This is a genomic window from Bacillus sp. FJAT-22090 (assembly GCF_001278755.1).
Taxonomy (GTDB): Bacteria; Bacillota; Bacilli; order Bacillales_A; family Planococcaceae; genus Psychrobacillus.
In genome coordinates this window covers 3,468,691-3,485,765 of sequence record NZ_CP012601.1, presented here as the reverse complement: position 1 = coordinate 3,485,765, position 17,075 = coordinate 3,468,691, and the positions used below count along the sequence as shown (strand labels likewise).

At 34.7% G+C, this 17,075-nt stretch carries 15 protein-coding genes; 2 read left to right on the top strand and 13 right to left on the bottom strand.

Annotated elements, in window-relative coordinates; all coding sequences use genetic code 11:
• The first annotated feature begins 32 nt into the window (after positions 1–32).
• On the top strand, positions 33–1,268 hold the full coding sequence (locus tag AM499_RS17515) for an SH3 domain-containing protein (protein WP_082355299.1): 1,236 nt from the start codon (positions 33–35) through the stop codon (positions 1,266–1,268).
• 761 nt (positions 1,269–2,029) lie between these two features.
• Here the strand turns inward: AM499_RS17515 and AM499_RS17510 are convergent.
• The 11 genes from AM499_RS17510 to AM499_RS17445 form a co-directional block, all read right to left on the bottom strand.
• The gene (locus AM499_RS17510; protein ID WP_053592263.1) at positions 2,030–2,851 is read right to left on the bottom strand and encodes a DUF2785 domain-containing protein; all 822 of its coding nucleotides are present in this window, start codon (positions 2,849–2,851) and stop codon (positions 2,030–2,032) included.
• 431 nt (positions 2,852–3,282) lie between these two features.
• Positions 3,283–4,830, bottom strand: coding sequence for an L-glutamate gamma-semialdehyde dehydrogenase (pruA, locus tag AM499_RS17505; protein WP_053591407.1), 1,548 nt, complete (start codon positions 4,828–4,830; stop codon positions 3,283–3,285).
• 394 nt (positions 4,831–5,224) lie between these two features.
• Positions 5,225–6,112 (bottom strand): 4-hydroxy-tetrahydrodipicolinate synthase, encoded by an 888-nt coding sequence (gene dapA / locus AM499_RS17500; RefSeq protein WP_053591406.1) that lies wholly within the window; start codon positions 6,110–6,112, stop codon positions 5,225–5,227.
• Between the two features lie 5 nt (positions 6,113–6,117).
• Positions 6,118–7,125 carry a hydroxyacid dehydrogenase gene (locus AM499_RS17495; protein ID WP_053591405.1) on the bottom strand — a complete coding sequence of 336 codons (1,008 nt, stop codon included), beginning with the start codon at positions 7,123–7,125 and terminating at the stop codon, positions 6,118–6,120.
• Between the two features lie 153 nt (positions 7,126–7,278).
• Positions 7,279–8,001, bottom strand: coding sequence for an amino acid ABC transporter ATP-binding protein (locus AM499_RS17490; RefSeq protein WP_053591404.1), 723 nt, complete (start codon positions 7,999–8,001; stop codon positions 7,279–7,281).
• On the bottom strand, positions 7,998–8,654 hold the full coding sequence (locus AM499_RS17485) for an amino acid ABC transporter permease (protein WP_053591403.1): 657 nt from the start codon (positions 8,652–8,654) through the stop codon (positions 7,998–8,000). The genes AM499_RS17490 and AM499_RS17485 overlap by 4 nt, the downstream gene beginning before the upstream one ends.
• Before the next feature lie 71 nt (positions 8,655–8,725).
• Positions 8,726–9,514 carry a transporter substrate-binding domain-containing protein gene (locus tag AM499_RS17480; protein ID WP_053591402.1) on the bottom strand — a complete coding sequence of 263 codons (789 nt, stop codon included), beginning with the start codon at positions 9,512–9,514 and terminating at the stop codon, positions 8,726–8,728.
• Between the two features lie 330 nt (positions 9,515–9,844).
• A complete protein-coding gene (locus AM499_RS17475) occupies positions 9,845–10,540 on the bottom strand; it encodes a GntR family transcriptional regulator (protein ID WP_269432451.1) in 696 nt (231 codons plus the stop codon).
• Between the two features lie 360 nt (positions 10,541–10,900).
• Positions 10,901–11,413 (bottom strand): hypothetical protein, encoded by a 513-nt coding sequence (locus AM499_RS17470; RefSeq protein ID WP_053591400.1) that lies wholly within the window; start codon positions 11,411–11,413, stop codon positions 10,901–10,903.
• Positions 11,414–12,428: 1,015 nt separating this feature from the next.
• Positions 12,429–13,795 (bottom strand): IS3 family transposase gene (locus tag AM499_RS21470; protein WP_156316825.1). Its coding sequence is split into 2 segments (ribosomal slippage): positions 12,429–13,297 and positions 13,297–13,795, totalling 1,368 coding nucleotides; the frame shifts between segments, so codons are not numbered across the junction.
• Between the two features lie 76 nt (positions 13,796–13,871).
• Positions 13,872–14,909 (bottom strand): serine hydrolase domain-containing protein, encoded by a 1,038-nt coding sequence (locus AM499_RS17445; protein ID WP_053591396.1) that lies wholly within the window; start codon positions 14,907–14,909, stop codon positions 13,872–13,874.
• 554 nt (positions 14,910–15,463) lie between these two features.
• Here AM499_RS17445 and AM499_RS17440 point away from each other — a divergent pair.
• Positions 15,464–15,877, top strand: a complete 414-nt coding sequence (locus AM499_RS17440) for an Ohr family peroxiredoxin (RefSeq protein WP_053591395.1) — start codon at positions 15,464–15,466, stop codon at positions 15,875–15,877.
• 268 nt (positions 15,878–16,145) lie between these two features.
• On the opposite strand, the gene AM499_RS17435 is transcribed toward AM499_RS17440, so the two are convergent.
• Complete coding sequence (locus tag AM499_RS17435) at positions 16,146–16,346, bottom strand: hypothetical protein (RefSeq protein ID WP_053591394.1); 201 nt, start codon at positions 16,344–16,346, stop codon at positions 16,146–16,148.
• A 190-nt stretch (positions 16,347–16,536) separates the two neighbouring features.
• Positions 16,537–17,007, bottom strand: coding sequence for a DinB family protein (locus tag AM499_RS17430; protein ID WP_053591393.1), 471 nt, complete (start codon positions 17,005–17,007; stop codon positions 16,537–16,539).
• Between the last annotated feature and the right edge of the window lie 68 nt (positions 17,008–17,075).

Sequence of the window (17,075 nt, the reverse complement as noted above, 5' to 3'; positions counted from 1 at the left end):
TATAAAATACTAAATGAATGGGGAATAAATGAATGAAATCAATCAAAATTGGGGCTGGATTATTAACTTGTTTAATGCTCCTGAGTTGGTCTTACGAAGAAGCTTCCGCTGAGTCAACATGGACATCTAAATGTTCATCATATGGTGAAATTAAGCCAAATCAAAATCCCGCTTTTCAGCATATGAACTGCTTACTTACGAATGCGGCTTTAGAAGCAAATATCCCTCCCGAAGTTGTTAAAGCTGTGGCTTCAAAAGAAAATGGTGGTTGGAAACAATTTGATGAGAGCGGCCAGCCTGTTATCTCAAAAGATAATGGGATCGGTCTTATGCAAATTACCAATCAACTAGGCTATGATCAAGAGAAATTGAAATACGATATCAACTACAATATTCAGGTAGGTGTCGAAATCCTTAGCAGTATGTATCACCGTAAAGATCTACCTAAAATAAAAGAGACAGGACCAGAAGTAATCGAAAATTGGTACTTTCCCGTCATGGCTTATAACGGTATAAAGCCTGCTAACAGTCCTCTTTATCAATCCAGTGGATTGAAGAATATAGAGGCCTATCAAGAAAAAGTCTTTTCGTTTATTGAAAAAGATAGTTACATAAACGATACAAAATTAGGGCAATTTCCTTTCAATACAGTTGATTTTGAATATGACCCTAATAGCAGTGAAAATATTGTATTCAAAAAGAAGGAATATACATTAACGGATAAGTTGCATGCCTCTGCATATCAATTTCAAATAGGAGACAAAGTAACGATCACAAAAGACAATGTAAATTTAAGGTCACAACCTAGTACTTCTTCAGTTGCAAAATCCTTACCAATAAATACTACCTTGATTATTAAAGGAAATTTCTTATATGATCAATCTTTGACAAGTATAAACCAATTTGTATGGTACCCAGTTAAAACTGAGGATCAAAAGTTAACAGGTTATATATCCTCTGCGTACATTAAGAAAAAGTTAGATGTAGATGTACCCCCTATAAAAGTTATGTGGGGAAAAACAGAACTAAAATTAGGGCAAATAGGTAAAGTTACTATTCTATCTAATACAAACTTGGTCAAAATGGAGAGTAACGGTTCATTGACTACGGTCCGTACTTTGAAAAAAGGCGAAGAATACCGAGTTTATAACTATAAGAGTAATCATGGTGGATTATATGGTGTAGGTGGTGGAAGTTACGTTCAGAAGTCCACAAAAGTAAAATACGAAACACCATCTAAAAGCAAGTTAGCATTACTTGCACAATAACAAGCACCTGTAAATTGTACCGAAATGCGTAAAGTCTATGATGATTTTATTTTTTTATTAGTATTTAAGAATGGATGTTTCAGATGAATAAGTGCATTAATAAAAGCACTTAAATTAGGTCCCTTTTATTATTAGAAATCTGAATGACTAACAATAGAAATGCAAAATGTGTGTGTGTTGAACAAGAAGTAAAAAGGTGGTACATAAATAAAGATATGACTAATATGTACCACCCTTTATTTTTAATGACTTTTTACAATTTAGGTCTTGGTAATTTATAAACGTTACGACTTTATTTCAAACCCACAACTAACAGGTGCTTTAGTTGAACAAGTACATTAAAAAAGTCCTTAAATTAGGTCCTTTTTTTGTTGAAATATGCACAATTTTAGCTAACAAACCCAAATAAAAAAACTGGTTAGTTTAACTAACCAGTTTTTCCGTTACAACTCAGTTGTCCTTGAACATCAGTATCAATTATATTGAATTAATATCTCAATTAACACTTTAATCTGTCTCATTTATTAATGTTACTCACAACTGTAGCTTTATAATAAAGATTGATCAAATTAATACTAATAGCCTCGATAAACAAGCAAAAAGAAAGAGCGTGTTTTAAAAAAAGATTAATCAAAATACGCTCTTAATATATTTTATTGAATCATAGGATATTTCCTCCATTAAAGCGCCCTTTAATGGAGAAACATGCCAGACACTCTCTCAGCCAACTTTCCATGGCTTTTGGGACTGCCCCTCTAATCCTAACTGATAGAAAACCTGTTCAATTTTGCCTCAGTACCAAGCATGACAGTGTTAAGCTCATTCCGTCGGCTATCTTGTCCCCTTCTGAAATAGAGACTGCGTAAAAAATTCTTGCTATTCACGCGAGCAATCACCTGACTGCGACTACTCGGCAAATTGCAGCATTGCGCTAAGCCGCTAATCCAATCAGCGATTTCTTGATGTGGAAGTAACTCTTTGTCAATCATCGTATCTACGATGTTGACCAACCGCTCATCATCCTCATCGCTAAAAATGTGTCTACCATTATGAAGCATGCTAGAAATAGCGACAAGAACCTCACGCAGCATTGCGACGCTGCTCTCCTCGCACTGCACCAGCTCAACAAAAACATCCGCACCGTGAGACGCGCTGTGAGCCCAGCCTCCTACTGAAAGGTAACCTCGCAGATCCTTCTCCTCTTTATAATAACGGAGCATTGCATGCATTAATTGCTCAATTTCCGCTTGATCGAAAAATGGATTCTGTCTGTGGCGTTGCACAATCAAAGCGATAGGCAAGGCAGAGAACGTCCTTGTAAAAACTGACTGATCGTCGACGCTGCCAATATGATAGAACAAATGGTTCTCATCAGTCAGAACAGTTAAGAGGCTACGCAACTCCTCTCCACTGAACCTATTCTCTTTCTTAATCCACATATAAAACATCGGATAAATCAGGTTATCCCGTAATTCTGGCTGAGGATCACCAATATATTGAAGTAACAAAGGGAAGAAATCTTGATGCTGCTCACCTTCGCATAACTGATACTCATCCTTCTCAATTCTTTGCAAATCCAGCATCAATTTGGTCCTTGTATCCTCAGATGTTCTTTTTCTTTTGGACAAAAAAACACCCCTTTAGACAATCATATCTAAAGGGGAAAAACGGTGCAACTTCTTTATAAACAGTTAAACTTTATTCAAAACAGTTAATCTTTTTTATAAACAGTCAAACTTTATTTCAAATCTACAACAGCTGTCCAGTGACATTATAGCTGGTAACTCCAAAATTCAATAACAGCAACGAAATATGGATGTTTCAATAAATTTTAATTACATTAAAGTTGGTAACCCATAAAACAGGACTTCAAGGTTATTTTACATTAAAGTTTTGGTAACCCGAGTGATAGTTAATGTTATGGTTGTAACTATACAATACGCAGTAACTCTATAAATGGGCTTGGTTATTATATGATTCATAAATACTTCTTCAGATCATCAACAAATCATTATCAAAGCATTTCTGATGTTGTCTTACCCTGCATATGCTGAATTAAATAATCTGGTCCGCCAGCTTTTGAATCCGTTCCTGACATATTAAATCCACCAAATGGTTGGTATCCCACAATAGCACCCGTACATCCTCTATTGAAATATAGATTCCCAACATGGAAATCCTCACGTGCCTTTTCGATATTTTCTCGGTTATTAGAAATTACAGCTCCTGTTAAACCATATTCTGTGTTATTCGCAATTTCAATGGCATGATCAAAATCACGTGCTTTACAGAATGCTACAACTGGACCAAAGATTTCTTCTTTCATTATACGTGCATCTTCTGCTACATCAGCAATGATTGTTGGTTGGATGAACCATCCTTTGGTGTCATCTCCCTCACCACCAGCAAGGAGTTTACCTTCTTGCTTACCAATCTCTATATAGCTCATGACTTTATCGAATGCGTTTTGGTCATTTAATGGCCCCATATAATTCGATGGATCTGCTCCATCTCCTACGGTTAATTCTTTTGTAAGTTCAATAGCACGGTTTAATACTGAATCGTATACATCTTCAACAATGACTGCACGTGAACAAGCAGAGCATTTTTGACCTGAGAAACCAAAAGCCGATAGTACGATAGACTTAGCAGCCAATTCCAAATCCGCTTCTTTGTCAACAACGATGGTATCTTTACCACCCATCTCAGCAATAACACGTTTTAACCAAATTTGACCCTCACTTAGTATTGAGGCCCGTTCGAAAATGCGAAGTCCTACATCCCGTGATCCAGTGAAACTAATAAAGCGAGTGCGAGGGTGGTCAACTAAATAATCTCCTACCTCAGCCCCGTTCCCAGGTACGAAATTGACAACCCCTTTTGGAAGTCCAGCTTCTTCAAGTACTTCTATAAATTTAGCTGCCACAACTGGAGTGGTACTTGCTGGCTTTAATAATACGGTATTGCCAGAAACGATAGCTGCTGTTGTCATGCCTGCCATAATAGCAAATGCAAAGTTCCAAGGCGAAATGATCACCCCAACACCAAGCGAAATATAATTAAAACTATTATGCTCGATTGGACGACTTTCTACTGGCACTCCATCTTTTAATTTCAACATCTGCCGCCCATAATATTCCATAAAATCAATAGCTTCAGCAGTATCTGCGTCTGCTTCATTCCATGGCTTCCCAGCTTCTTTTACTAAGATAGCTGAGAATTCGTGTTTACGGCGTCTTACAATTGCTGCTGAACGGAATAAAACATCAGCCCGTACTTCAGCCTTTGTTTTCTTCCATGTATTGAACGCTTTATCAGCAATTTTCATTGCCTTTTCAGCAAGCTCCTGGTTGGCTTTGGACACACGACCAACCACTTCTTCTTTATTTGACGGATTGACAGAAACAATTTTGTCTTCTGTTGAGATACGCTCCCCACCTATGATTAAATCATAGTCTTTTCCAAGATATGATTGTACTAATTTAAGTGCCTCTTCAAATGCCTCTTTATTTTCTTCCTTAGTAAAATCTGTAAAAGGTTCGTGTTTATATGCGACTACCATGTGAATAACCTCCGAAATATATTTTTTTAGCATCTTTAATAAATTTTCTATAACCATTCTACCTTTTATCTTTATTGACAGTTCATGCTAATGACAATTTCATTGAATCGGTTCGCATTTTCCTTGGAATTTTCTAATCTAGTAAACAAGTCCATTTTTTTGATTATTAACCCCAAATCTATAATGAAAATCATTACAAATTTAGTATCGCTTTATATTTTGTGGAATTCCCTCAAATAATTGAAGTGACATATAAACTAAAATCCACAAAAGAAACAAAATTCAGTTAAGAAACCAGTCAATTCTTATCATGACTGGTTTCTCGTTTTTATTAATTCAACAATAGTGTATTTCTTGAATATTTCGTCGAATAGGTAACCAACACTATTAAAGGTTATCTTACAGGTACGATCAATTCATCCAGTTTACTCTTCAGTTCTTCTACTACCTGGAGTGAAGGATCTAATAATGGAACTGAAACAGAACTGACTGGCAAGCCAATCATATTTAACGCTGCTTTTAGAGGACCCGGATTTCCTTCTCTGTAGAGTGCCTTCATGAGTGGGAAAAACTTTTTATGGAGCTCTACTGCTTCATCGTATTCTTTTTGTTGAACCAAATCATAGATTTTCACCCAAACGTTTGGGATAAGGTTGGAACTGGCCGTAATAGCACCAGGTGCTCCTGTTATAAATGATGAAACCGCTCTATAATCCTCTCCGCAAAGAACTGAGATTTTATCTCCAACAGATTGGATTAATTCAATTACATCTCCCATGTTATCGGAACAAACTTTCATTCCCACTACGTTCGGAATTTTCCCAACAATTTTTTCCACCACATCATTCGTCATATTAATGCCTGTTTTATACGGAATGTTATAGAGGATAATCGGCATGTCCAAAGCTTTATCAAGGACTTCATAGTATTGAATGAAACCTTCTTTTGTCGGGCTTACATAAAACGGTGTAACGGCCATTACAGAATCGGCACCAGCTTGTTTTGCATATTTTCCTAATTCTATATTGTCTCCCAACCCAGGAGAAAGCAAACCGACTACTACCGGTACCTTGCCATTAACTTCGCTTATTGCAACATCAATCGCTATTTTTCGTTGTTCCATATTAAGTGCAGTATATTCACCTGTTCCGCCTAATACAAGTAAAGAATGAATATTATTATTTAATTGATCTTGAATTAAATTTGCAAAACCTTGTTTATCAACTAATCCATTTTCATCCATCGGGGTAACTAAAGCAGTCATAATTCCTTGATATTTCATTTTATTTAACTCCTTCTAATTGAATTTTTATTTAAATATTTGGCATTGCCTAATACTTGCAGATTCACTAAATTCCGAGATATTTGACCTTGAAGAACAATACCAACTTCTTTTGTTATTGATTCAGAGCATCTATCCTTTGCTTCTAATGTATCGCCGCCAAAATGAGGAGTGAAGATTACATTTTCTAATTTGAACAAGGGATTATCGCTATTTGGAGGTTCTTGTTCTAAAACATCTAATGCGGCACCGCCTATTTTTTTATGAACTAATGCATCTAGCAGTGCTTCTTCATTTATCAAAGAGCCCCTACCTAAGTTGATTATGAACGATGTATCTTTCATTAATTCAAATTGTTTTGCAGAAAACATGTGAAAAGTACTCTTTGTAAGTGGTGCATGTAATGAGATGAAGTCGCATTGTGGAAGATATAAGTTCACATCATCTACCTTTAATACACCATGTATTTTCATTTCTGATTCTGATAAAAATGGATCAAATCCTAACACATTCATATTAAACGCTTTCGCTTTTTTAGCTAAATCCTGCCCAACTTTACCCATTCCAACAATCAAAATAGTTTTAGCGTTTATTTCCATTGGAAAATAAACTTCTCTGTGATTCCATTCGTTATTTCTAACTTTTGAATCACTTACTCTTAAATCTCTACTCAGTGCGAGAATTGACATAATAGAGTGTTCGGCTACTGACGTATAATTGCTGAATGGAGCATTCAATACTATTACTCCATGCTCTGTTGCGCTTGGCACGTCAATAGTATCTAATCCAACTCCGTGCATACCGATCACCTCTAAAGTAGGGCATTGTTCTAAAATATTTTTAGTGATTTTTTCTGTTCTAATAATAACTGCATGAGCTTTATGCTCATTTATATATTCTATAATCGTTTCTTCTAATCCATTAGGTGCTACTACTACATTGAAATTGCTAGTTAAATAATCTACTCCGATCGGACGGATAGTAGGTTCAATTAATAGGACAGTTTTGGTCATCTGACTTCTCCTTCTTAAAAAAACATATAAATGTCATACTTAGTATACTAAGATACTCTAAAAATTTTTGACTACTTCCTTCAAAAGTGTGAGCCTTCGTTTTTCGTAATGATTAGATATCCTATGAAAAACGAAGAGCTAATCTAAATACTTTTATAAAACTTTTGATAAAAATGCTTTTGTTCTCTCATGAGTTGGGTTTGAAAATAAATCCTGCGGGTTACCCTCCTCAATAATACATCCACCATCAATATAAATTACTCGGTCTGCCACTTCACGAGCAAAACCCATTTCATGAGTTACGATGACCATCGTCATCCCCTCTTTTGCTAGTTGCTTCATAACTCTCAGAACTTCACCTACCATTTCAGGATCAAGTGCAGAAGTAGGTTCGTCAAATAACATGACATGGGGTTCCATAGCCAATGCTCTTGCAATGGCTACTCGCTGTTGTTGACCACCGGACAGATTAGTAGGATAAACGTCGGCTTTTTCAGATAGCCCAACTTTTTTTAATAGTTCCATCGCTTGCGTTTTGGCATCTTTTTTAGATTTCTTTTTTAATTTCATTGGGGCTAAAGTGATATTTTCAATGACACTTTTTTGTGGAAAAAGATTAAATTGTTGAAAAACCATCCCCATTTTTTGACGGAGCTTATTAATATCCGTGTCTTTATCTACTATGTTTTCGTCTTCAACGATAATTTGTCCACCTGTGGGTTCTTCCAAGAGATTTAGACATCTTAAGAATGTGCTTTTTCCAGAACCAGAAGAGCCGATAATGCAAACCACTTCTTGTGGTGCAATATACGTACTAATATTTTTTAAGACTTCTAAGTTTCCAAATGACTTGGAAAGATTCTCAACTTTAATCATGTAATCACAAACCTCCGTTCCATCCTAGTTGAAATAAGAGAAACGGTATAAATGGTGATAAAGTAAAATGCACCCACTACCGTCAATATTTCAAAGGACCTGAAGTTCATTGCGTAAATTGATTGTCCAACCATTGTCAATTCCGCTATTCCTATTACGGAAAGCATAGACGTATCCTTAATGGCATGAGTCAATTGATTAACGAATGAAGGAATCATTCGACGTATTGCCTGAGGTAAAATAATTAATGCCATTGTTTGAGCATATGAAAAGCCAAGTGATCTGCCAGCTTCCATTTGCCCTTTACTAATCGATTCGATACCGCCACGAAAAATTTCTGTATTATATGCCCCAATGTTTAAACTTATTGCAATCAGCCCCGCAGTGAAAGCGGAAAGGCTTATATCCAGAACAGACGGTGCACCAAAATAGATGAATAATATTTGAATCAGTATTGGAGTCCCACGAATGAGGTTTACATACATTGCAGCGGGATACCGCAAAATAGCATACTTTGACATTCGCATAAAACAAGCGACCAAACCGATACCAAGCGATATGATTATTGATACGACAGAGATTAAAACTGTCATGTACAACCCTTGCAAGAGGTATGGCAATGCTTCTTCAATTACTTTTAGTGTTGTTCCCATAAAAACACCTCTTTTCTATAATTTAACACGTTGTAAATAGCAACGTTTATTCCAAGTCCTTATACAAGTTGTTATTCACCGAACCACTCAGCATGAATTTTATCGAATTCTCCATTTTCTTTAATGGTCTTTAATCCTGAATTTATTTTTTCTACTAATTCTGTATTTCCTTTTTTAACAGCAAAAGCATGTTCATCAACAGTCAGATGTTCTCCTACGATTCTGAATTTAACATTGTCTCCATCCACTTTTAAACGGTAGTCAACAGTTGGTGAGTTGAGCACGAGAGCATCTGAGTTCCCATTTTCTACATCCATGTAAAGGGCATCAGTTTCTTTTAGAGGCTTTGCTTCCCCACCATATTTTGCTGCCAATTCTTTTGCCTTTTCTAAAGTTGTAGAGCCCTGTGTAGCGACAATTGTTTTACCTTTCAGATCTTCTAATGATTGGATTGGACTATCTTTAGCAACAACTAATACGAGTCCGGATTTTAAGAATACGTCTGCAAAGTCTACTACTTCTTTACGTTCTTCACGTATTAGTAATGAAGATGCAACATCCACCTGATTTGATTGCAATCCTGGAATAAATCCATCAAATTTCATCTCTTTATATACAATATCAAGATGTTCTTCTTTTGCAATCGCTTCCAAAATATCATGTTCAAAACCGACCAGCTTACCCTCTTTTTTGAACATAAGTGGTGGATAATTATTTAATGCTGCAATACTAACTTTTGATGTTTCGTCTTTCTTTCCATCAGCGCTGGATTTAGAAATTTCGCCACTACATCCCATCATGATAATAGACAATAGTCCAATTAATGCAGTTAACATCAACTGTTTTTTTAACTTAAACATAAAAAATCCCCCTTTTTTGTATTGTTGACAGACTTATTGTTGAAAACACATTCTCCGAAAATATAATATTATTTATTTTCTAACAGATGCGAATAATTAAATAATAGATGATAGGATTAATAGTTGTCAACAAGATATAATACTAAGTATTATTTATTTAATTAAGATAGTATTTTTCCCAATTAGCTTTTTCTTTAAAAACTGTCTTATCGTGTTACTTTGGAGATATTAGTATAAATAGAAAAACACCTTTATCAAATGCCGTTTTTTAAACATAAACATTTATATAGGTGTTTTTTGTCTCATTTTTAATTTATGACATTTTTTATTTTAAGTTTGAGAATGATTTTGATAATGGGAGTAATATTTCCAGTTATTTGTGTTTATATAAAAAATATTCAAATCGATTGGCGTTCTATTTTCTGTATAGGAAATCCTGGTTCCTTTTAAGACTGCTGACGAATTAGGAATTTGCAATGCACCGGAAATATAAGGATCCGCTATTACAGCTTCTATTTCGTCCTCAACTTCTATTAACTCGATACCGGCTTTTTCTTTCAGCAACTTTTGGACAGAAGAAAATGCCCCATCTTCTTGATAAACCTCTATGGGCAATATGGAACGAATATAATGTTCCAGGTAAATCATAGGCTGATTATTCAAATACCTAATTCTCTTCAAATAAATCAATTCTTCACTCTCTCCTACATGTAGAAGGCTACAAAAATGGGGATCTACTATTTTTTTTAGTTCGATTGTTCTTACGGATATTTTCTCCCAATCGGTACTGTATTGATTTCGAAACCCTGACATGTTCGTCCATGTTTCTTTTGGCTGCCGATTTGCTACAAATGATCCCTTACCTTGCACCCTGTAAATAAGTCGATCATTTTCGAGCTGTTTTAATGCCTGCCTTACAGGTGTTCGACTCACATTAAACATCTTCTCTAACTCAACTTCTGAAGGCAAAATATCACCTTGTTGAAAAATACCATCGAGTATTTTCTGTTGAATCGTGTCATATATGATTTGATAAGCTGGCTTTGTTTGTAATATGATTCTTCACCTCACTTACTTTTTAAAAATTATAATAACTCAAAGTATTAGCATTTACAACAATATATGATACTAACCATTAATGCAATCAGAAGCAGCATAAATATTAATTCTTAGTATTATAGGTAATTGACAAGCTAAATTTCATTAAGATTCTTATGGTGTGATAAAGTTGCTTTTGTGAAACAATACGGTGGGTCGATGTAATAACACATTTTAAGTGTAACATTTCACTATGGATTTCTGAGATCTACTTGATGTTTTGGACATAAAAATTGACCATCTATTTGATGGTCTTGTTTAACTAAAGCACCCGTTAGTTGAAGAATATCAATAATGCGTGGAACTGACACTAGCAATAGTTACTAAATCGTTTTCAATAGCAATATCTCCTACAATTCCAAGAGGGTTAGGGATTTTTTTATATTCTTCTTCGCTTATTTTCTGGCAGTCAGAAATAGGTAAATGACTATTCCCAACACTTTTATAGAACTTATCCATAAACTTTGTTGCATATTCTATCTTGCTTAACTCGTTGTTGTCCATAATCTGCTTAGAATAACTACCAACAAACTTCCAACTATAATCAAGTATTGAAGCGATACCTGAATTAGCAATAATAGAGAAATGTTTCCTCTCTATTAGTTCGTGTATATTTGATACTTTAAGCGACTCATTAGTAAAGGAGTTTAGAAATCCAATTACAATATCATCATATTTATTTAATTTTAAATCCCCTTGTAAAACAACGCCATAAGCATACTTGTTAATTTCTTCTAGGTAAATTTCAAATATTTGACTAGGGAATATATCTCGGAATTTTTTAGTTTTGTTTTTTAACATTATACCCCTCCTAAATTCGCTCTTTATAATCTAAAATAAAACAAATTCTTATTCAACTAAACTGCCGCGTTAGTTCAATAGAAAAAGCTACCCTTACAGGTAAAGAAACTTACTTTATTAGCCGTTTATTTGAATTTCTTATAATTATTATCTATATAGAACGCAACATAACCACAATTCGGACAAACACACGCTTTTGGTTTTTCAGACACTTTGTTGAACAGTCCTTTACTCTTTTTAAATATTTTTATCCCATACATTACACCTTCAACATTAACGCCACAATCTGTAACCATTTCACTTTGACATTGGGTGCATTTCAACTTGAAAACCACCTTTGATTTTTTAATGCTTTTATATTTTTAGATATGAACAACTTTATTAAACTTCCCCTTATTTATAACATACTCGTTAAACTAAACTGCCCCGTTAGTTCAATAAGAAAAAATGCTTTACCTCTTCTTGAAGTAAAGCACCCGTTAGTTTAATAACAACTAACAGGAGGTATCAATGTGCTACTTCCTATTTTCTTTGATAACTTGCAATGAATTAGCTACCCAAAAAAGTATTGTAATAATTGCAATAACAAATATGTTATGTTCTATATCTGAAATAATAGTATATAAAATCAAAAAACCAAGAAACATAGTCATACTACTAATATTTGTACTTGTAAAAAGTTTAGAAAAAACTTTCAATTACAACACTCCAGTCTAGTGATTTACTTGTTGTTGTCTTTATCTTTTTATTGAACTATCCTGACCCGTTAGTTAAAGTGTAACATTTCAAAATGTATTTCTGAGATCTTCTTGACGTTATGTATAAAAAAATAGACCATCGAAATGATGGCCAAGTTTAACTAAAGCACCCGTTAGTTTAAGTACAACTCTTCACAAACTAACCTTCCAGGAGATGCATATACCCGTTACTTTAAGTACATCTTTTCACAATCTTTTAGGTATTTAAAAAGAAGAACCCAGAAAGTGAACTGACCCAATAAAGTTAGACAAATAATTTAGGCAGCTTCTAAGATCTGTGTTCGGTATTCTACCGGGCTCAGATCTTTTAATTTTGCCTTCATTCGCTTGTGATTATAATAATCCATATATTCTTCTAATTCCTTTTCAAAATGCGCCATGCTCTCAAACTCTTGTAAATAAAGCAGTTCAGACTTTAATAGGCCAAAGAAATTTTCAATGACTGCGTTATCTAAACAGTTCCCTTTACGAGACATACTCTGTGTAATTTGATGTGCTTGTAATGTCTGTTGATATTTTTTCATTTGATAATGCCAGCCTTGATCGGAATGAAGGATGACTTCGTCTCCTGGCTGGAGGCGCTGAACAGCTTCGTCTAACATATCTCCTACAAGTTGGTAGACCGGTCGATTCATGACTTTATATGCGATAATTTCTCCATTACACAAATCAAGAACAGGTGACAGATAACGTTTTTCTCCAAATAGATGGAATTCAGTCACGTCTGTTACCCATTTTTGATTCATTTTCTCTGCCTTAAAATCACGTTGTAGTACATTAGGAGCGATTTTCCCAACGTTTCCTTTATAAGAGCGATACTTCTTCATACGGACCTCACATTTTAAACCAATTTCATTCATCAAGCGGTTGATGGTCTTCGGGTCATGAGTAAAACCGTATTTCTGCAGTTCTTTCGCGATGCGACGGTAACCATAACGACCCTTATGTTCGTGATAAATGATCTTAATGGCTTCTTTTCCCGCTTCATATTTATCGACTTGATCCAATCGTTTTTCCCAGTAGTAATAAGTACTGCGTGGAATGTCAGCGACCTCAACTAAATCCACGACCTCATATTGTCCCTTTAGTTCAAAAATTACTTGCGCTTTGATTTTGTTTGTAATTTTTCCTGCGTCTGAACTAAAGCGTTTAACTTTTTTAAATAAGCATTTTCCATTTCTAAACGCTCGACTTTCGCTTGTAGAGCTTCGACTGAGTCTTCTGCTGGAGTGGATGTTGGTGATATAATTTTCTTCGTTTGTTTTTTCATGGATGGACGCCCCTTTTTCTTTGGTTCAAGCGCGTCCATTCCTTTTGTCTTAAGCAACTGTTCCCACTTATACACGGTACTAGGGGAAGAAATATTAAATGTGCTTGCGGTTTCTCGAAGAGACGCACCAGTTTTGATCATAAAATTGAGTACGTCTAGTTTAAACGCTGATGAGTAATTTGTATAGTCGTCTTTCTGAAAACCATGTTCACCTTGTGCTTCAAATAGTTTTACCCAAGTAATGACTTGAGATTTAGCTGCGCCAATGCTTTCTGCAATAGTTTTATAGCTTTGGTTTCCAGTTAAATAGCGTTCCACCGCTTCTAATTTAACTTCTACTGTATATTTAGACATAAAAACACCCCGTAAATGTTAGTTAATGTCTAACATTTACGGGGCAGTTCAAAAGTAGGGTTCTTTTAATACATCTCTATTTTAAAACTTTTATTTTTACCAATTCTTCTTCTATTCCACTCATTATATTAAACGCACCATCCGACTTATTAGAACAAACAACTACATTAATGGATAAGTCAGGATAATGAGCAGAATTAAAGTTAACTCCCGGATCATAACCCATTATATGGTATTTCAGAATATTGTTTTCTGTGGTTTTCTTAATCCAAATACCATAACCATAATAGCCACTCTCATTGACTTGTGTATGAGTGAATAAAAGCTTATTTGTGTACGTTTCATTTAAAAGTTGATAATTCATAAGTGCTGTCCACAGCTTAGCCATATCATTTGCAGTTACAAATGCACCACCATCTGAACCACCTTTTACAGGTAAAGAATAGATATTTGTTTTCCAAGTTCCATCAGTTTTATCGATATAGCCTAATGCTGTATTTGGCGGTAGAGAATCAAATGCAAAATACCCAGAATTCATCATATTAGCCTTATTGAAGATGTGTGCTTGAATGTAGTCAGAGAATTCAAGTCCACTTGTCTGTTCAACAATCAATCCTAATAAAATGTAACCAGCATTATTATAGTGAAATGATTCTCCTACTTTTGCTTTCATCGATTCATCTTGAAACAATGGTAAGAAATCTTTTAACTTTCTTATGTGATACATTGGGTTTGCAATCCAAAGTTCCTCAAAGTCATCCATTACATCTTCATCGAAATAATCTGGTATTCCCGAAGTATGTGTCAGTAAATGATGGACAGTCACTTTTTCATCAAAGTGTTTTAATTCAATATCAAGACAATCGGTCAATTTAGAGTCAAAAGAGATTTTCCCCTTTTCAACAAGTTGACAGACCGCTATTGCAGTAAACAATTTACATCCAGATGCTATTCCAAAACGGGTCGCAGAGTTATTTTCTATTTGATCAGAACGATTTGCGTAACCAAAGTTTTGTTCTGCTAACACCTTATCTTTATCTTCAACAAATACTGAACCTGAAAAATCAACCTTATTTTGAATATCCTTAATCTTCTCTTGTAAATTTTTGTTCATAGCTATTCCTCCCGATAATTATCTATTATTCATTTTGTTTAAGAAATAGGAATTCGCTTGAACAAATAGATTCTGTCTAACTTTATTCCTATTTATTTTTGTTCGATTATCATCATTGGTAGAACCCCCGTTTCAAAGCAATCTTTTTGATTATAACATATTTTTAGAATATAAAAACTCTTCTGTAACTAAACTGCTAATTGTTATTTTCCATTTGCTTTACGATGATTATTTCGGAAAGCGAATCTTCAACTAACCTGCTGCGTTAGTTTAAGTACATTCTTTCACAAACTTTTTTAAATGAAGGCAAAATTCATAATACCAATTTACGAAAAATCAACCTTTACCCTTAACGCCATAATATATGAAATTGCGATAAGTTTTTATAGCTAGTCGCCTTTCTTTATCATATTAATTTTTGTTCTAACATTTTCTTTATATGCAATATGAAAATTTCCTTTTTTATTCTTTCAGTTTGACACATAATAGAACATCCCTTTGGAAAACTAAATGAGGATCGCTATAAACATTAATTTCTAAGGAGATGTAAAGTTATGTCGGATATACTATATACTTCAACTGTTACGGCTGTTGGAGGAAGAGAAAGAAAAGTTCAATCATCAGACGGTGTTATTAATTTGGAAACGGTCTTACCTGGAAGCCAAAGAGAAGAGTCAGAAAAAGCTACAAACCCTGAACAATTATTCGCAGCCGCATACGCAGCTTGCTTTGATAGTGCATTACAAATTGTAGCTAGTAAAGAACAAGTAAAGTTTGATTCAGAAGTCACAGCGAATGTCGGTATATCAGAAGAGGATGAAGGCTATAGACTAGCTATTCACTTACAGGTAAAAGGGAATAATATAGAAAAGAGTCAATTAGAAGATTTCGTTCAAAAAGCAAATCAAATCTGGCCTTACTCCGAGGAAAAAAGAGCCAATATGGACTTTACCATAGAGGTACAATAATGAACTAAACGAAGAAGACCCAGAAGTATGATGCTCATACTTCTGGGCCAATTTTTATTTATTTTGGCTAAGAGAGTGGTCACAATCATCGACATTTAACTTTTCATCCAAAAACAAACCGAGGGACTCCAACTGTTCTGCGGATAAGTTTAGTTCATTCCACATTCCACCATAGTCTTTTAAGGGCAAGTCTTTTAAGGTCTTTTTGGTTCTTTTTATCCAACTACATAGCTCTTTCCAGACAATAAATAGCATTGTTATAATTAAGTTAGCATTCTTCGGCTTGCGACAACAAACGCCAAGCAAGAGGATTTGTTCCGTTTTCTATTACATAATCCTTTAACCCTTGCCTTGCTTCTAAAAGTAAAGGAACCGCTTTTTTTGCTGGGGCTCTCCTATCCCACGAACCTTGCATTGATAATTTTTGACCTTCGATTAAAGTTTCTTTTAATGCTTCGAGCTTTTCCATAAATACCTCACCTTTAATTCCATTTTGCTATATTTTGGTTTTCTATCGTTCATTTTCCTTATTCAACTAAACTGCTTCGTTAGTTCAATAAGAAAAAGGCTTCACTCCTTCTTGAAGTAAAGCATCCGTTAGTTGAAGAAGAAAAGTGAAGCTTATTCAACAATTTCCTTCAAGCCTTCGCTTCCACTTATTAACGATGTGACGGCCAAGAACCTTGCATCTTCCTAATTTGAATAATTTGACCGGTATGATATGCATCGTGAAGTATTATATTATATAACTTTTCTTCTAAATTATTTTGTTCAAAATCTTCATTTGTCGTTTTACTTATTGCTTCTCTTAAACTGCGTTGAACCATTTCTACACGTTTAACGATTGCTGACCATTTCTCATCATCATTTATTTGTTCCGTAAGGGAGAAGGTTTCATCACCATCAAGATTTTGTGTCCACTCATTGCCTTGTAAATTTGCTGTTAGTCTCTCTTTATAGTATATGAGATGATTAACATTTTCCCATATTGTATTTGCTGCCTCTCCTACAGGTCTCCACATAGCCTGTTCTGCGTTGAGTCCATTAATTGCAGGTTGTAATGGTGCATACCAACTCTCTTCGTTAAACGTTGTGTCAAGCATTCTTAAGAATAACTCGGATTGATTCATTACATCTTCCTCCTCTAAACTATTTGACCAACACTTAAAATTTCACCAGGAAGTGAAAAAAATCCTTC

What these genes read in the sequence shown, in the direction of transcription:
- AM499_RS17515 (WP_082355299.1), top strand. Translation starts at nt 33, where the DNA reads ATGAAATCAATCAAAATTGGGGCTGGATTATTAACTTGTTTAATGCTC.
- AM499_RS17510 (WP_053592263.1), bottom strand. Translation starts at nt 2,851, where the DNA reads ATGCTGGATTTGCAAAGAATTGAGAAGGATGAGTATCAGTTATGCGAA.
- pruA (WP_053591407.1), bottom strand. Translation starts at nt 4,830, where the DNA reads ATGGTAGTCGCATATAAACACGAACCTTTTACAGATTTTACTAAGGAA.
- dapA (WP_053591406.1), bottom strand. Translation starts at nt 6,112, where the DNA reads ATGAAATATCAAGGAATTATGACTGCTTTAGTTACCCCGATGGATGAA.
- AM499_RS17495 (WP_053591405.1), bottom strand. Translation starts at nt 7,125, where the DNA reads ATGACCAAAACTGTCCTATTAATTGAACCTACTATCCGTCCGATCGGA.
- AM499_RS17490 (WP_053591404.1), bottom strand. Translation starts at nt 8,001, where the DNA reads ATGATTAAAGTTGAGAATCTTTCCAAGTCATTTGGAAACTTAGAAGTC.
- AM499_RS17485 (WP_053591403.1), bottom strand. Translation starts at nt 8,654, where the DNA reads ATGGGAACAACACTAAAAGTAATTGAAGAAGCATTGCCATACCTCTTG.
- AM499_RS17480 (WP_053591402.1), bottom strand. Translation starts at nt 9,514, where the DNA reads ATGTTTAAGTTAAAAAAACAGTTGATGTTAACTGCATTAATTGGACTA.
- AM499_RS17470 (WP_053591400.1), bottom strand. Translation starts at nt 11,413, where the DNA reads ATGTTAAAAAACAAAACTAAAAAATTCCGAGATATATTCCCTAGTCAA.
- AM499_RS17445 (WP_053591396.1), bottom strand. Translation starts at nt 14,909, where the DNA reads ATGAACAAAAATTTACAAGAGAAGATTAAGGATATTCAAAATAAGGTT.
- AM499_RS17440 (WP_053591395.1), top strand. Translation starts at nt 15,464, where the DNA reads ATGTCGGATATACTATATACTTCAACTGTTACGGCTGTTGGAGGAAGA.
- AM499_RS17435 (WP_053591394.1), bottom strand. Translation starts at nt 16,346, where the DNA reads ATGGAAAAGCTCGAAGCATTAAAAGAAACTTTAATCGAAGGTCAAAAA.
- AM499_RS17430 (WP_053591393.1), bottom strand. Translation starts at nt 17,007, where the DNA reads ATGAATCAATCCGAGTTATTCTTAAGAATGCTTGACACAACGTTTAAC.